11 protein-coding genes and 1 pseudogene are annotated in these 16,759 nt (G+C 41.2%); 2 read left to right on the top strand and 10 right to left on the bottom strand.

Annotated elements, in window-relative coordinates; all coding sequences use genetic code 11:
* Positions 1-2: 2 nt before the first annotated feature.
* Genes B2400_RS08030 through B2400_RS08015 form a run of 4 tightly spaced genes read right to left on the bottom strand, consistent with a single transcriptional unit; the run spans position 3 to position 6,244 of the window.
* Positions 3-812, bottom strand: a complete 810-nt coding sequence (locus B2400_RS08030; RefSeq protein WP_293932446.1) for a CheR family methyltransferase — start codon at positions 810-812, stop codon at positions 3-5.
* The gene (locus tag B2400_RS08025) at positions 805-1,182 is read right to left on the bottom strand and encodes a response regulator (protein WP_293932444.1); all 378 of its coding nucleotides are present in this window, start codon (positions 1,180-1,182) and stop codon (positions 805-807) included. Before B2400_RS08025 ends, B2400_RS08030 begins: the two co-directional genes overlap by 8 nt.
* 13 nt (positions 1,183-1,195) lie before the next feature.
* Positions 1,196-4,774 (bottom strand): response regulator, encoded by a 3,579-nt coding sequence (locus B2400_RS08020; RefSeq protein ID WP_293932442.1) that lies wholly within the window; start codon positions 4,772-4,774, stop codon positions 1,196-1,198.
* A gap of 3 nt (positions 4,775-4,777) precedes the next feature.
* The gene (locus B2400_RS08015; RefSeq protein WP_293932440.1) at positions 4,778-6,244 is read right to left on the bottom strand and encodes a hybrid sensor histidine kinase/response regulator; all 1,467 of its coding nucleotides are present in this window, start codon (positions 6,242-6,244) and stop codon (positions 4,778-4,780) included.
* A gap of 726 nt (positions 6,245-6,970) precedes the next feature.
* On the opposite strand from B2400_RS08015, the gene B2400_RS08010 reads away from it, so the two are divergent.
* Both B2400_RS08010 and B2400_RS08005 read left to right on the top strand, forming a co-directional pair.
* Entirely contained in the window at positions 6,971-10,174 is a 3,204-nt protein-coding gene (locus tag B2400_RS08010; RefSeq protein WP_293932438.1) for a SusC/RagA family TonB-linked outer membrane protein, read from the top strand.
* Positions 10,175-10,185: 11 nt separating this feature from the next.
* Complete coding sequence (locus B2400_RS08005; RefSeq protein ID WP_293932436.1) at positions 10,186-11,682, top strand: RagB/SusD family nutrient uptake outer membrane protein; 1,497 nt, start codon at positions 10,186-10,188, stop codon at positions 11,680-11,682.
* Positions 11,683-12,148: 466 nt separating this feature from the next.
* Here the strand turns inward: B2400_RS08005 and B2400_RS08000 are convergent, their stop codons facing one another.
* The 6 genes and pseudogenes from B2400_RS08000 to B2400_RS07980 form a co-directional block, all read right to left on the bottom strand.
* Entirely contained in the window at positions 12,149-12,271 is a 123-nt protein-coding gene (locus B2400_RS08000; RefSeq protein ID WP_286650069.1) for a hypothetical protein, read from the bottom strand.
* 207 nt (positions 12,272-12,478) lie between these two features.
* Positions 12,479-12,610: pseudogene (locus B2400_RS17880) on the bottom strand (hypothetical protein); the annotation flags it as partial.
* An 854-nt stretch (positions 12,611-13,464) separates the two neighbouring features.
* Positions 13,465-14,541, bottom strand: coding sequence for a sensor histidine kinase (locus B2400_RS07995; RefSeq protein ID WP_293932434.1), 1,077 nt, complete (start codon positions 14,539-14,541; stop codon positions 13,465-13,467).
* A 691-nt stretch (positions 14,542-15,232) separates the two neighbouring features.
* The gene (locus B2400_RS07990; RefSeq protein WP_293932432.1) at positions 15,233-15,601 is read right to left on the bottom strand and encodes a hypothetical protein; all 369 of its coding nucleotides are present in this window, start codon (positions 15,599-15,601) and stop codon (positions 15,233-15,235) included.
* A gap of 73 nt (positions 15,602-15,674) precedes the next feature.
* Positions 15,675-15,950 (bottom strand): hypothetical protein, encoded by a 276-nt coding sequence (locus tag B2400_RS07985; protein WP_293932430.1) that lies wholly within the window; start codon positions 15,948-15,950, stop codon positions 15,675-15,677.
* Between the two features lie 234 nt (positions 15,951-16,184).
* Positions 16,185-16,379: a cold-shock protein gene (locus B2400_RS07980; protein WP_286650065.1), complete on the bottom strand. Its 195-nt coding sequence runs from the start codon at positions 16,377-16,379 to the stop codon at positions 16,185-16,187.
* Positions 16,380-16,759: the final 380 nt, after the last annotated feature.

The following is a 16,759-nucleotide window of genomic DNA, read 5'->3' as shown; positions in this document are numbered from 1 at the left end:
AATTAAGTGAGTTTTTTCCAAATTTTTTGTTGCCCTATGCGCTGAAAACGACTTTCTAGTGTAGAAAACACCAATGTCTCTTTTGGCCCCAATCCCAGAAAACCCGAGTTCTCTAAACTTTCGTAAAAAAGTCTAATCACACGGTTTTGTAGCGTACGATTAAAATAAATAAGTACATTGCGGCACAAAATAAGTTGAAAGCTGTTGAATGAAGCGTCTGAAACCAAATTATGAGTTGAAAACACCATACGTGACCTCAGTTCATCGCTAAATTGAATAACTCCATGATTTGCAGAATAATGAGCTGATAGGCCGTTGTTCCCGCCAGACAAGGCGTAGTTTTGTACATACTCATGCATGTTTTCCATTGGAAAGATGCCTTTGGAAGCTCGTTCCACTACCGATCCATTGATATCCGTTGCATAAATCAGCGATCGTTGCAGTAAACCACACTCTTTTAGAAGTACCGCAGTCGTATATGCCTCCTCTCCTGTTGAGCATCCTGCAATCCAAATTCGGATTAAGGGGAAAGTGCTTAAATAAGGAATTATCTGCTGCCGCATAGATAAAAAAAACTCCGGGTCGCGAAACATTGTTGTAAAAGGAACAGTGAGCTGCTGAACAAAAGGTAAAAGTAAAGAGGTATCTCGCATTATCTTTTGAAATAAATCTTCCAAATCAGGACTTTTCCAAATCAATAATATTCTTTTCAGCCTGCGTTCCAATGAACTTCGATTATACTCTGTAAAGTCATATCCGAATTGATTCAAGAGCACCTGGAAAAACGAATCCATTTCATTTCTATCAATCATCACTCTCTGCTAAAAGTATTCTATTAATTTCCGTTAACAGCTTATCAATATCTACCGGTTTGGCGACATAGCCGTCAGCTCCGGCCAAAATACATCGTTCCCGATCACCGATCATCGCTTTAGCCGTCACCGCTATAATGGGTGGATAATCTTTTCGTGGCGATTGATGAACAAATTCAAGGAGTTCAAACCCATCGAATTCCGGCATCATCATATCCAGAAGTACGATATCAACCCCCTTTTCCTTCTCTAGATAATCTAATCCCTCTTTTGCAGAAATACAACCTTCTGCTTTCAGACCTCGTGATTTCAAGGCCGTTTTCAACGCGAATATATTTCGCAGATCATCGTCAATAATTAAAATATTCATCTGCTTTAGGGGGTTAACGTTCAAATAACCAAACTCTCAGTAAAGACACTAATTGATCTATATCTACAGGCTTGGAAATATAGTCGGAGGCTCCAGCTTTCATGCATTTATCTCGATCACCAGTCATCGCTTTAGCGGTAACGGCAATAATCGGTAAGTTTTTGAAGTGGTCCTGAGCACGAATTTTTTGAATGGCTTGAAAACCGTCCATATTGGGCATCATGATATCCATAAGCACAATGTCGATTGTCGGATTTTGTTCCAACACCTGACAGGCTTCCTGTCCATCCATTGCCGAAAATACTTCCACATTATATTTTTCCAACGCTCGAGACAACGAGAATATATTTCGAATGTCATCATCGGCGACCAAAACCTTACGATTTTGTAATGCGTCAGTTAAGTTTCTATTCTCTTTCCGTACGTCTTCGGGCACCGCTTGTCCCTTCTTATCTACCAAATGTAAGAACAAGCTAACCTCGTCGAGAATTCGTTGGTAAGAATGAACCGTCTTCACTACAATTGAATCAGCATACTCTTTAATGCGCATTTCCTCCCGACCTGACAGGCTTTTGCCTGTAAATATGATGATAGGTAAGTCCTCTAAGCCGCTGTTGCTTTTTATGGTTTCCAAGGTCTCATATGCAACTTCATCAGGAATTCCCATATCTAAGATAACACAATCCACCTTTCCGTTAGATAAGGCTTCAACACTTTGTTCCACGGAACTCTTTACTTCAGTAGAAATCTCGAAACTTTCTAAATACGAGGAAAGAGCGGCAGCGTGCTTTGGATTCTCTTCAACAATGAGTACCTTTTTCGAGCCGTTATTCAAAGCTTCCTCTATTCTTGAGAATATACTTTGAAATCCTTGCTTTTGGAACGGCTTGCGAATGAAATCAATTGCCCCACGTCGGATACTTTCATTTTTCCTTGCCTGTTCTGCGGACATCATATGTACGGGAATATGGCGCGTTTCTACGTTGGATTTTAGCTCATCTAATATCTGCCAACCGTCCATAATAGGAAGAACAATATCTAACAGAAGCGCCTTAGGCTTATATTGCAGGGCTGCGTACAATACTAGATCCCCACGCCCTACAACGATGGTTTTATACCCTGCTTTTCGAGCATAATCCCTGAGTGCTTTTGCAAATACCACATCATCTTCTACGATCAGTATTACCTTATCCCCTTGGTCTATTGTATGCCGATCATCAGGAATTTCTTCTGGGAGGTTAGAACTTTTAGGTTGTTTAATAACGGTCGATTCCGGGGTTGACGTTTCGCGCGGGCTGTCTTGATTAGCAATAATATTTTCTTCTGCTTTGGTATGCTCTAGGGGGAGAACTAAAGTGAAGCAACTCCCCTGTCCAAGCTCACTTTCCACACGTATTTCTCCCGACAACAATCTTGCAATTTCGCGGCTAATAGAGAGCCCAAGCCCCGTACCACCAAAACGTCGGCGTGTAGATCCATCAGCTTGTTGGAATGCTTCGAAGATTAGCTGTTGTTTTTCGGGTGATATTCCTATTCCTGTGTCCTGTACGCTAAACATCACAGCCTCACCATCTGAGCTTGAGCGATTTACCCTCAACGTTATTGATCCCTGCGCCGTAAACTTGATAGCATTGGAAAGCAAATTACGTAAAATTTGCTCTAACCTAAGACGGTCACTTTTCATGCGAAAATTTTCCGGCAGCGTAGATTCCACAGAAAAATTAATCCCTTTCTCTTTGGTCAATGGCTTGAACATCTGAGTGAGATCACCTATCAATTCACTTAGAAAAAACTGCTCCACCTCCAGAGACATCTTTCCAGACTCGATCTTGGAAAGGTCTAGAATTTCATCAATTAGCGTCAATAAACCTGTGCCTGAGGACCAGATTACCTGGGCAGATTCTACCTGCTCGCTATTGAGATTTCCTTCGTTATTTTCGGTCAAAACTTTTGAAAGTAACAGGATGGAATTCAGTGGTGTTCTGAGTTCATGTGACATATTAGCAAGGAATTCAGATTTATATTTTGTACTCAAAGCAAGAGCCTCAGCTTTCTCCTGAATTTCTCTATTTCGGATCGCGATCATCTGATTTCTATCCTCGAGAATTTGCGATCTCTTTTCCAATTCTTTATTGGAGAGTAAAAGTTCTTCTTGTTGCGATCGTAATTCCTCCTCTGACACGCGCAGTTTGCTTGCCTGTGCCTCTAGTTCAGTGTTAAGACTCTCTAGCTCCGCATGTTGAACTTGAAGCTCTTCTGTTTGGGTCTGGGTTTCCTCTAAAAGCTGCTGAACGCGTTCTCGACTTTGCGCAGCGGCAATTGCTGCCCCTATAATTTCGCAAAAATCGCCCATCACCTCAATGGTATCTTGGAGCATCGTATTACGTGCTCCAACTTCTATAGCCCCTAAACAATGTTGCTGATAGATAATGGGCATCAATACGATTTGCTTCACCTGTAACTCTCCTTGAGCAAATGACAGATTAAATTCTTCGGGCAGCATATCACTAATTACCCGAGGGATCTTATTGGTATACACTTCGGCTAATAATCCAACATGGATAGACCTTTCGTCTTGAGGAAGCGTCTTCAACCCTACTGTATGCTTGAGCTTAAATAAGTCTCTTTCCACTACGTAAATGGCACCATTGTCAAGTTTTAGAAAGTCAACTAAGAAATTCAGACTAAATCGGCCAATATCTAACAAATTGGGATTACCCATCAAACCGGCACTGAGTTCGGCAAGCCCATTCTTTCGCCAGTCGTTCCACCGGAGTTGCTCAAAGGTTTGCTGCAGAGAATTAGTCATTATACGGAGACTTTTAGCAATCGTCCCTAGATCGTCTTTTTGACTATCATCAATGGAGATATCATAATTCCCTTTTGTTATCTCTTGGGCGATCCCACGTATCAGATTCAGCCTTCGACTCATTTCATTATCTTTAGCGATAAGTTCCTGTTGAAGTGCTCCACGACGCTTATAATCCGTACGCAACTTCCAAAACAACACTGAAGTTATAATCACCGATAGCAGTGAGGCGATAGCTATTAAAACGGAAGTGGTCAAGGCAGCACTTTCTAATTCTTCTGAACGTTTGGAGACGCGATTTTCTTCCTGCTGTCGGATCGACTTAATCAACGAGCGGCAAGAGTCCATGATGGATTTACCACGATCTAAAAGATCGGGGGATAACTCCAACATATTGCGGCGCTGTTCGATTAACTCATCCAGAACCTCTATCCTTTCTGTGGCAAGCGTGGTGAGCTTTTGAGCGCGAGTGTACTGATCGGAAGTTAAATCTCCTTTCATAAGCGCATCAATTCGTTGAGGTAATGAGCTACGACTATCGCGGTAGGGTTCCAGGAATTTATCACGTCCGGTAAGAAGAAATCCACGCTGTCCGGTTTCAGCATTTTGTAGATCGATAAGTATTAACTGTGCGTTAGTGATATTATGTTGCGCTTGATCCATCAGCACTTTGTTTTCACGCTGGTCTTGAATCGATAAAAACAGTATGCCAGAAGCGATCAATAAGACAGTCATGGAAAATCCAAACCCCAACTGTAGATTCCGAAGTATATTTTGCTGCATTTATTAAACTGGTAATGTGAAATAAAATGTTGACCCTTGGCCAACTTGGCTCTCTACGCCACACAAGCCTCCATGTTGCGCTATAATTTCCTTGCAAATATGTAAGCCGAGTCCTAACCCCTGAAACTGAGCTGATGCCTCCTGCACACGGAAGAATTTATCGAATACAAAAGGAATTTTATGGGGTGGTATCCCCATCCCTTCATCTTGAATTTTTACAGTCAGGACTTGATCATCTATTTGGGTATCAACAATGACAACATCCGAATTAGGGGCGTATTTCACTGCATTCGAAAGATAATTGATTAATACTTGTTCAATACGTAGAGAATCGGCATAGATAGGTTTGTTTAGCCGTGCACCCGTTCGGAGAATTTGCAACTTCCGATGATGATTGGTCATCACCGTTGTATCAATTACATGTTGAATGATTTTTTCCAAATCGACGGGTTGTATGTTAATTTTCAATCCGCCCGTTTCTAAACGGGAAATATCTAATAAATCTTGCACAAGTAGGTTTAGTTTTTGCGCCTGATCGTGAACTTTGGCAAGATAACCGTATGCCTTATGATTACTGATCTCTTTCATTGCGCGCAAAGCAATTTCTGCAAAGGCTTTAACACTAGTCAAGGGCGTCTTTAGCTCATGACTTGCGACGCTCAGGAACTCATCTTTCTTTCTCTCCAACTGTTTACGTTCATCGATGTCCGTCATGGTACCTACCCAGCGAATGGTTTCCAAATCTTTAGTGACAGGAGCGATCTTCACTAAATGATATCGATAATTTTCCGTATTATTTTCCTTTAAGCGAACTTCTTTCTGTATGGGCTGTCGATCTTCTAGCTGCAATTTCCAAATTTCAAAAACGTCAGCATCATCGGGATGTAGTTCTGGCCAATTATCTTTAGAAGAAGCATATCGGTACCACTGCTGGTTCACAAAATCAACGTTTCCTATGCCGTCGGTAGTGAATGCTATCTGCGGGAGCGCTTCTAGCGTGACATTTAGCTCTTGCAGCTTCTCTGCGAGCTCACTTTGCGCCTTTTGACGTTGCTGAACCTCACTTTCCAAATACGTTTTCATCTGTTGTAATGCGAATGTTTGTTCGTATAGGCGATAGAACGTTTTTACTTTTAACAAGAGGATATCTGGATCGACAGGTTTTGTGATATAATCGATACCCCCAGACTCGTAACCCTTGGTAATATATTTTTTTTCGCGATTCACGGCAGAAAGAAAAATGATGGGAATATCCTTGGTCTTCTTAGTTCCAGATAAGGTTTCTGCGACTTCATAGCCATCCATCCCCGGCATTTGAACATCGAGAATTATTAATGCATAGTCTGTTTTTAAACATTTTTTCAAAGCGTCTTCACCGGAATTGGCGAAGTCAGTCCGAAATCCCTTTAATTGCAACGTTTTTTCAAGCGAATATATATTTTCCTGCTTGTCGTCAACGATTAGAATCATTTAATAAATATTATGTAAGAACATCAGGTAGATCGAGTATCCATTGTTGCTCAGTAGATGAACGGACTAAATTATTAAAAAAATCATAAAAAGCTATAAGATTTTCCCTTAAAGTTCGCTCAAAGAAACAGGCGGTTAGGATAACGGAATCAGTTTGTCAGCTATTATGGGCAAAATCTTTTATTAATAGGTTTGGTGTAAAATTTATAAACGCTTAATGTTGAGATCTAAATTTGTTTTGTTAGCCTATTGAAGGCTATTCTAGCTTGCGATTGGGATTTACTCGTATCCATACAATAATAGGAAAGCTCCGCTCCAGGTGTTGGATGCGTTTTAGGTGGTAGACTAAGGCTATTTCTTTAGGGCAATCTCTGGCATACCTTGGTTAAGTGTAATCGAGCAGTAAACACATCATCAATTGAGGAAGAACCGAGCACATAAGCGTAATAATGTTTAAAAACATTTAATATGGTTTCGAATGATTCATTAATTTAAAATAATTCCTTAATATTTACTTAATAAACCTTATTTATTTTCGGCATCTGAAAAACTTACTAAAGAAGGGAGGGATAGCATAACACAATCGTGCCGCAATAACAAGTACTAACTCAGATTTTATATGATACATGCTGGAGGATTCCTATATCGAAGGAATATACCGGGCAAGAATCAACCTTAACAATTCGATTACAACTTCAATCCGTGAAATTGATAAAATATTTTTACATGTTTATAAACTTAAAAAAGGGTGTTGCACATGTTTCGTACGCCGCAGGCTTTTGCTTTTTAATGCAATTACCCTGCATTAATTATTCTTACGCAGTAGAGACTCACTTAATGGGTCCAGCAACATTTCCTTCAATCAAAGCCGCTCTAAATGCCCCGCAACAAGAAAGAGGCAGAATTTCAGGAACCATTTTAGATGAATCGGGGACTCCTATTGCAGGTGTTACCGTCAGCATCAGTGATCGAGGAATTACAACCTCTACCGACGATCAAGGGAAATACAGTATCAACGTACCTACCGGACTTCATATAATTAAAGTAAGCTCTATCGGCTATATTACTCAAGAAATGAGCATTCGGGTTACCTCGAATACAAATGAACGCCATAATTTTACCCTTGCTTCAGACAATGACAAAATTGACGAGGTGGTAGTAGTTGGATACGGTACTTCCAAAAAGACCGATGTTACAGGTTCTACCAGTACCATTTCAACTAAACAATTTGAAAACGCTCCGGCAACTCGAATTGACCAGCTACTTCAGGGCCAGGCATCTGGGGTGGATGTGAAGTCTACCAATGGAGCACCTGGCGCACCTACGACCATTAGAATCCGCGGTTCTAGATCTATTACGGCGACCAATGAACCGATCTATGTAATTGACGGGATTGTGGATCCAAGTGGTACCAGTTTAAATTCCATTAATCCAAGCGATATTGAAAGCATAAACATCCTCAAGGATGCCTCCACAACAGCGATCTATGGTTCTAGAGCTTCAAATGGTGTAATCCTGGTAACCACAAAGAAAGGTGTTGCCGGTAAAGATATTGTTCGCTTTTCGACCAATCAGGGCTTTTCACAGCTTCCCAGAAAATTGGACTTAATGAATGCCCGAGAATTTGCAGAATTTATTAATGAGGCTCTGGTATATGGCAATAAACCTCCTCTCTACCCCAATGTCGACTCGTTGATCAATCAGATCGGAGAAGGGACTGACTGGATTGATGCGGTTACCCAAACGGCTCCATTCGCGAGCTATGATGCATCAGCATCGGGAGGAGAAGGCGGTGACCGGGGATATACCTATTTCGTTTCTGCCAATCTATTAGACCAGAATGGGATTATTAAAAACACAGGGTTTAAAAGGTATCAAGGAAGAATAAACTTGACCAAGAAATTTGGGAACCGAATTAATATGGGGGTAAGCACCAATATCAGTAGAGAGCAGCACAGAATCAGCAGCTTGAATTTTGGCACCAATACGGGTTGGTCTACCTCGTATATCTTCCTTCCTCCTACGATGCCTATTTATAAAGAAGATGGTTCTTATGAGACCTACAATCCGATTTGGTATACCGGTGGACATATCAACAATCCCGTAGCGGTTCTGGATAAAGTAAAGAACCAAAGAGCGATCAATAACATATTGTCCAATGCATACTTAGAAATTGAGCTTCTCAAAGATTTGAAAGTGAAATCCACTCTAGGAGTAAACTTCATCAACCAGCGGGGAGATTACTACAGCCCTACGGATATGCCTCAAAATATTTTCAATAATCGTCTATTCGGATCTGCCAATTCCGACATCTACAACACCCTGGGTTTGATTAATGAAAATACGCTGAATTTCAAGAGATCCTTCGAAGAGCATACTCTGGATCTTTTGGCCGGAACAAGTTACCAGACCAAAAGTATCAATCGGCTTTTTGGTTCGGGAAGTAATTTAACCAATGATATTACCCAGTATAACAATTTAGGGCTGGCCGAGCAGCAATTCCGTGGGTTAGCATCCCATCTGGATGAAAACACTATCGTCTCATTTCTTGGAAGAGTAAATTACAATTATGCTGGAAAGTATTATTTGACACTTACCGGCCGGGCCGATGGTGCCTCCAACTTTGCCCAAGGAAAGAAATGGGGAATGTTCCCTTCCGGGGCTGCTAAATGGCGCATTTCTCAAGAACCTTTCTTTTTGGAATCCAATCTAAACGGAACGATTTCAGAACTTGCGATCCGCGCTAGTTACGGTATCTCTGGAAATCAAGGGATCGCCAACTACCAATCGCTAGCCTCGCTTCCTTCGACCACCAACTCCTATATCTTTGGGGGACAGCAGACCTTAGGCTACACCCAAGGGAACCTATCTAATAAGGATTTAAGCTGGGAAACTACAGCGCAAGTTGATGCCGGACTGGACGTCCATTTTTTTAACGGCAGAATTAATTTAACGGCAGATTATTACGATATGACCAGCCGCGATTTACTGCTAACCGTTCAGCTGCCTTCTCAAACCGGATACACCTCCAGACTGATAAACCTTGGAAAATCGCAAAACAAGGGATTTGACTTCTCTGTTTCGGGCGAAGTGCTTCGCAAAGGAGATTTCTCTTGGCAGGCCAACGTGAATGTTTCCACCAACAGTCAGAAAGTAACCGATATCGGTCCCCTTAGCAAAGTCTTTTTGGATGCTGGCATTGGGTACGGCGTGACCACCAGTTACCTAGAGAAAGGATATCCAATTGGAGCAAATTTCGGTCTAGAATATGTCGGAACTTGGAAAAGTCAACAGGAAATCGACGCTGAGCTCGCAAAGCCTGCTCAAGATCGAGAGTTCGTCTCGCACAACAGTCATTACCTTCCCGGAGGACCAAAATACAAGGATTATAGCGCTGATGGTCAACTAAACGTAAACGACTACCATTACCTAGGTCAGGCTAACCCGAAACTTTTCGGTGGTGTGGGAAGTACATTCGCTTATAAAAGATTGTCGCTAGACGTATTCTTTCAATTCAATCAGGGTGCTAAGATGTACAACGCGATGGAATTTTTTAACGGAACGGGCACCTCGTTTTCTAACCAATTCAAGTACATAATCGATCGCTGGTCTCCTGAAAACCCAAGTTCTGATATTCCAAAAGTTGAATCAAGGGACAACATCGCAAGCACCAGGCTACTACAGGATGCCTCTTTCATCCGATTCAAGTCTGCTCAAATCAGATACGCTCTAGGTGGGGTGATACTTCCGAAAATCATCAAAGATATGGATGTATTCGCCAGTGGTACCAATTTATTTCTATGGACAAAATACCGCGGTTTTGACCCTGAGGTTAACACCAGTGGCGGAAGTTCTACCTTGATTGCTAACGACAACGGAAATTATCCAAACGGCAGAGTGGTTACATTCGGCGTTAACTTAACACTTTAATGAAATATAAGATGAAAATAGCATCTAAATTATACAGAACCGGGGCATTTTTAGCCATTCTATTATCGAGTGCCGGTTTCACAAGCTGTGAAAAATCATTGGAAGAAGAGGCGAAGACTTTTATTAATCCAGATGATTTCTTTACCAATGAAACTCAATGTATTCAAGCTGTCAATGGGGTGTACCAAACCCTATACAGCATTTACAGTTCACCCGATTATTGGCGCATGGTGGATTTGGGAACGGACGTTGCTTATTCAATTGACGTGAATTCCGCAGTCCAGAACTACGAGTTCGGATCAGGCAGTAACGGAACCGGGAGTCTTTGGCTTAACGCATATTCAGGAATAAAGAATGCTAACCTGGTGATCAGTCGTGTCGCAGCTGCTGAAATTGATAACACAATAAAACAAAGAATCTTATCGGAGGCCAAATTCCTAAGGGCCCTGTATTATTTCAACTTGTCCAATACGTTTGGCGGCGTACCGCTATGGACACAGGAAATTGATATCAATGCCGTCTCATCGCTCAGCAGAAGCAGCTTAGCGGATGTAAGAGCTCAAATTATTCAGGATCTTACTGAGGCTGAAATGGGACTTCCCCTCTCCTATCCATCGTCTGATATAGGTAGGGTAACCAAAGGTGCTGCGCAAGCTTTACTTGCAAAGGTTTATCTATTTGGGAAAGATTGGAAAAATGCTAAGGCAACCGCTTTGAAGGTCGTTAATTCCGGCAGTTATTCGCTAATGACAAACTACGATCAACTCTTTGACGTGAACACTGGTTTTAAGAATAATAAGGAATCCATCTTTGAGGTTCAATATTTAAGGGAACCGACTTCCAATACAAACACGCGCACTCATTCCCAGATATCTTATTATATTCCACAACGTGACGCCGGAAAAAGGACCTACGCCGGGGTAGATTTTGGCAATCTAGTTGTCGACGGTTGGAGCGTCTTTTTACCCACCGCAAAACTGGTATCCATGTTCGAGCCGGGCGATAAGCGTAAAGACATCGTGCTAGGTTTCGGATTTAGAGACCAAAAGTTCACTAGATTCCCCAAGCCTGGATATCCTTGGTTTGGCAGCAAATTTTGGGATTTAAATGCCAATGGGCAGTCTTCGGGAAAAAACCTTTATCTTCTTCGTTATGCCGACGTGCTTCTCATGCTCAGCGAAGCTGAAAACGAACTTGGAAACACTGCCGAAAGTATTCGATGGATGAATATGATCAGGGTTCGAGCCGGTCTACCTGAATTAGCGGCTAGCACGACCCGAGCTGAAATTACCAATAAGATATTTAACGAAAGAGCCATCGAGTTTGTGGGGGAATTTCAAAGGAGATTCGATTTAAACCGTTGGGGAAAATTAGTAGAGGCCGCAAAATCTGTCGCAGTCGACAACCCTGTTGGCGCAGCAAAAGTGAAGCCTTTCCATCAGTATTATCCTATAGCTCAGGAAGAGATCATTAAGAATCCCAACCTGGAACAAAACGAGGGGTATTAACGTAAAAATGTACTCAACCTGAACTCTGGATAATAAAGAGTTTCGGAAAGAGTTTTTAAGGCAAAAAAAGGCTTGATTCTTGTATTTAATTAGGTTACAATCAGATTGATACAGTTAAGAATCAAGCCTTATCCTTCTGGATGAGGATATATAAACCCTTGTGAGCATTGATCTTTTAAGTAAAGAAATGCGGCCGATCATTGACCTAAGGCTAATTGTGGAGAGAAATTAGGCATGCCCAACCGTGCCACTGGGCTCGGCCCGAATGAGGTGATCAGTCTGATAATCCTTTTTCATACGCTACGATATACGAAACAAAAGTCCTTTTACGTATACGCATAGCTCCTCCTGGTGGATGTATTTCACGGATTGACCTCGTACAGCCATATCTTCGCGCTTCACTTCCCGTATGGGATTGAGTTCATGTGGTTTGTCAAAATGCGTCGTCTGACAAATAGCGAAGGGATTAATTTAATCGATGCTTCGCATACCCAAAGTTTGCCAAACCAGACGAATCCGTCAGTACAAAGTCTTCACGGATAGCGCAGAACGGCGCTATTGTGCCATCGGTCGGCTCTACCGGTTCCAACGGCACCTGATTATAACGGTGAAAGCGTCTCGTTTTAATCCACCAAAAAACATGACGATGACAGCAGATGAGGGCATATGATGGATATGACCAAGGATATTTTCGGCAAGCTTTACGGGCATGAGAGGGATATGTCCAAGGTAATGGCGGATCGGCTGTGGTCGCAGCGAATACAGATTACTATCTGAACAGCACCGTCTAGATTAGCTATGGTGCATGTTGTTTCAAGATCCGATCAAAAGCGCGAGCCGAAAGTCCGAGACGTTCCCTAGCTCTTTTTAAAAGTTCTCCGCCTGAATCGGTGCTTTCCGCTACTTCATGTACCGTAGTGTTATTCCATTTCGCATTGTTATGGCTGGTAGCGAAATAATAAAGCGGTTTGCTTGAATTTCAGGCGCCGTTATACCCCTGGCGCGAATAGCCTCCCATCTCTCTGTATGCTGCTCGCTGGACAGTTCGTCAAAGGCAACAAGCATCGCCTGAAGATGTAAATCTATTCGAACTAACGACGGAGCTGAAATCTTACTTAAATGATGATGGACAACCGCGCTTCCCTAGCTGCATTCTATTTCTGGGAGGTTAGTAACCGCAAACACAAAGAGATATATATTTACCCCGGCGATAAGGAATTAGCGTGGCAAAACTTTTATGGGAAGCGTCCGAAAGGATCGAATCCGTCCCCTTCAACTTGCATGGTTAAGTTTAAATTTGGTTGGCCAAATCAGCTTCCTCTCCCTGTGGGGTTTGTGTTTTATTCGGGCGATACGCTTGAAATAACATCTATTCCATTAAATGTTCGAAATCCCGCCCTACATTAAAGGCTGCGATTTTTCGCTCGCACGATACGGAACATTTTCTTTTTTGCCGAGTTAAAGCACCCTGACGTCCGTTAAAACCTACTTTAAGACACGAAGAAGGAAACAGAAAACTGTTGTTTTCCGCCCCTTGTTTTCCCAATTGAAAAGGCGAGTTTTTTAGTCTCCTCACATGGAACGTCTATTTTACCAGTACGATCCCTATCTTTGCGCTGCACATCAGAGTAACATCGCTCATCTTCCGTGAAGTAATTTTTTCATTTAATAATAGCGGGAGTGTTTTATTAAATTAAATCAAAGCGCGACATCTCGATAGGCACAGTTAATGCTATTCAATTCTTTGAGATGATCAATAGATTAGTACCTGTCCACTTTTCATTAGCACGGCCTACCCTCTTTTAAAAAAGAAACGACAAACGTTGTCCCACAACCCTCTTGACTCTGAAAACTAATTTCTGCCCCCAGCCACTCTACCATTGTTTTGATAACCCATAGGCCAATTCCATTGGTTTTTTCCCCATGTAATCCTTCTCGCCTGGCGGTACTAAATTTTGAAAAAATATCATGTTTCATATGATCCGGAATGCCCACGCCAGTGTCCTGTATTTTTAGTTCAACTGCCCGTTCTGTTTCAACAGCAGAGACGCTGATGCTCCCTCCTTTTGGAGTAAACTTCAACGCATTAGAAATAAGATTATTGATTACCTGTATTAGCTTCTCGCGATCGACTTGTAGAAATATCTGATCTTGATTACTATAAAAAATAACGTCCACACCAAGTTGGGTTTTCATTATCTTATATTGCTCTACCAGTTTTCTAAGACAATCCACTATATCATTTCGAACGCTTACCACCGGCACACTTAAAGAAGTAAGAAATTCCTTCTGTAAAAACGAACGAATCATCTGGATGTTACTTTTACATATCTGTTGTACTACGCTAAGTATCTCTTGCACCTTGGGCATCTCTTGCGAACTTGCTTTACCATATGCAAAATCAATTAGCGTGCTTGCCGTGGAAAGCGCACCGACTACATCGTGGCTCAAAATGGTTAAAATAGCGTTTTTCTGAGCATTATGTTTAAGTACGACATTGTTGGCTTCCAAGATATCACTTATATCCTGCGCTAGCGCAAACACCTGAGAGGTGTCTAGAATAGGATAAAAATTACATTTCAAATAACTAATTTGTCCAAACTTGATTCTCCTCAATACAAGTCCTTCAATGGACTTGTCATCCCCAAATCGTAATAGCGATTCAAGCAATGCTCTATCTTCCTCATGAAGCTCATTTACAAACGTACCGAACCCACTCTGGGAGGTTGAAGATCCAAAAAATTGTTGAAAAAGGGGATTCATATAACCAAACCTTAAAGTCACTCGATCGAAAGAAAAAATCATATACGAGTCGTTGCCAGTTAAGGGTGCGATGGGGTTGAATGCTTGATTTTTCATGTTATATTATTTGAGTGTAAAGCGTTAATGTTTGTTACAGAATTATTAATCCTAGATTCGCCTAATCATCAGGTTTAACTTGCTTGGCATTGAGGTATTGATAAATAACAATGTGTTGATACCTTCCTCTGAGGCACCATCCTAATCGATTTTAACACAAAGTATCGAGTTGCCCATTACTACAAACGATGTGCAATAGAGGCATGGATATTTAGGGATGAAGATGACGCCTCGCGCCGATTGCTAGATGATATCCTCGGACAAATCCCCAGAGGTAGCAAATCGTATTCGCCCTAACCCATTACCTATCATTGAAAAATCATTCCATGATATACATCGACTAAGATATTCCGCCTTAGAGGGCTTGTTTGCAATAGCCTGCTTTGCATTTTTGCGAAGCGCGAAAAAGTACCATTTGATGCGAAACGTGTACTTCTTGCTTCATCGTATTATTTTTAAATAACAATCAAAGCTTATAAAAGTTGTTATTCGGTTAGCCCTAACTTTTTGAAATCTTACAGAATGGTTAATAAGGCCCTCCACTCGCTCCAGGAAAATTGCCACCGTCGTTGAGCGTAATTATCCAATTTATTTTCTCTGTATAAGATTTTATGAATGTTTACGCTAATGAGTTGACCACATAAAAGAAAATTATTTGAACCAGGAGGCATTCTGAAGAAAGAGGGACGATTTACGCCAAGGTCTCGCCGATCAGTAGGGAAAGCTCTGCCAAAATGATTAAAAGTGTTGGCAAACATTGAAGGTAGATCCCTCTGATGTCATTTAGCCACTTTAGCGCAAGGCACCCACACATGCCACTCCATAAAAGACCGACTACCAAACTCCAACCAGATAACGATTTTGAGCTAAATAAGCTCGTGGCAATGAGCACCAATGTCGCCAAGATGCTGCATATAGAAAGGCTACCTTTAAGCATCAAAACCCTCGTAGAGACAAATTCCTTTTTCTGCATCAAAATCTCATATAGGTGTAGGAATGCCGTCAACAAATTGCCGGCGATGAGCAAAGCAATAAGGTATTCTACCGAAAAAAACATCATTTCAATAAATCTACTATCTTAACTAGTCCCCATCAAGAAAACCATTAATTTAGGAATGATCTTCTTGAACTATTTAATTTAATGGTTGATAAAGGAATGGGTAAATCCCCAAAAATACCGTCTTATTGGTGGCCTTAAGATACCATTCTTTTCCGTCGATTGTGTACATTACATGGAATTCGGGACTAAGTTGTTCCCCTAAAGGCTCCAAGAGGGATCCTAGGAGGACTTTATCATAATCTGACGGAACAAAAACCGGAAAGGTCAGTTCCTTATGGCAGGTTGTAAATCCAATCTCTAACAACGTTTTGGCGACTTTAACGACAGTATATAGCGGTATGAGAGACATAATATAAGTTCACAATAATTAAGACACATCACGCGAATATAAACGATTTTTTTGGTGCTCGGTTAAATATAAGATATTCAGTTATCATCTATACGGATAATAGTTCAAATAATTAACGATATATAAAAGCATTACGCCCTGATGGCATAGAAGATCTCAATTGATAAGGATTGCTCTACAAAACGAAAGCCTGCCCTAACTAATGGACTTTGAGAATCGCTTTAAAATTTCCAGCTACTTTTGAAGTCGAACCTCAACAGCCCAAACCCCTCTTCTTCCCAAGGCTAGTTCGTAGGTTACTTGATCCCCGGCTTGGAAAACATAATCCACGTCCTGTCTAGCAAAGAAAACATCTTTCTCACCATCTGAAGGAGTGATAAATCCATATCCCTTTTCTCCGCTAAAAAACTTAACTCGTCCCTTTTTCATTTGTAATCAATTAATAAAATCTAAACAACCACCCTTACAAATTCGAGTATCTACCTACTCATCTGCGAAGCTAAGACGCTTCTGGCAAGAACTTATAAATCAATAAAAACAGTAGGAGGGCTACAGACGAAATTTTTAGACCTGTTCAAATCCAGACTTGTCTTTACATCCATGTAAAAATTTCAATGCAATTTAACGATAAATATTCCTATTTCCTTGATGCTCTATCTCAAATATGACAATTCCCTTATATTGAACACCTTAAAAATTAACTACTTTTATTCAACGAGTCGAGTATAACAGTCTAAAAGTATTCTGTTAATGCCCTTCTAACAAATTGAATAATTTTACCTCCTTTTCGTTCTACAACTATATTTTTC

It is taken from the genome of Sphingobacterium sp. UBA6645, assembly GCF_002455685.1.
Classification (GTDB): domain Bacteria; phylum Bacteroidota; class Bacteroidia; order Sphingobacteriales; family Sphingobacteriaceae; genus Sphingobacterium; species Sphingobacterium hotanense.
This window is presented reverse-complemented; position numbering and strand designations above follow the sequence as displayed.

Excerpts from the sequence above, each read along its gene's own strand:
- B2400_RS08015 (WP_293932440.1), bottom strand. The coding sequence starts at position 6,244 with ATGATTCTAATCGTTGACGACAAGCAGGAAAATATATATTCGCTTGAA.
- B2400_RS07980 (WP_286650065.1), bottom strand. The coding sequence starts at position 16,379 with ATGAAAAAGGGACGAGTTAAGTTTTTTAGCGGAGAAAAGGGATATGGA.
- B2400_RS08010 (WP_293932438.1), top strand. The coding sequence starts at position 6,971 with ATGTTTATAAACTTAAAAAAGGGTGTTGCACATGTTTCGTACGCCGCA.
- B2400_RS08020 (WP_293932442.1), bottom strand. The coding sequence starts at position 4,774 with ATGCAGCAAAATATACTTCGGAATCTACAGTTGGGGTTTGGATTTTCC.
- B2400_RS08030 (WP_293932446.1), bottom strand. The coding sequence starts at position 812 with ATGATTGATAGAAATGAAATGGATTCGTTTTTCCAGGTGCTCTTGAAT.
- B2400_RS07995 (WP_293932434.1), bottom strand. The coding sequence starts at position 14,541 with ATGAAAAATCAAGCATTCAACCCCATCGCACCCTTAACTGGCAACGAC.
- B2400_RS08005 (WP_293932436.1), top strand. The coding sequence starts at position 10,186 with ATGAAAATAGCATCTAAATTATACAGAACCGGGGCATTTTTAGCCATT.
- B2400_RS07985 (WP_293932430.1), bottom strand. The coding sequence starts at position 15,950 with ATGTCTCTCATACCGCTATATACTGTCGTTAAAGTCGCCAAAACGTTG.
- B2400_RS08025 (WP_293932444.1), bottom strand. The coding sequence starts at position 1,182 with ATGAATATTTTAATTATTGACGATGATCTGCGAAATATATTCGCGTTG.
- B2400_RS07990 (WP_293932432.1), bottom strand. The coding sequence starts at position 15,601 with ATGATGTTTTTTTCGGTAGAATACCTTATTGCTTTGCTCATCGCCGGC.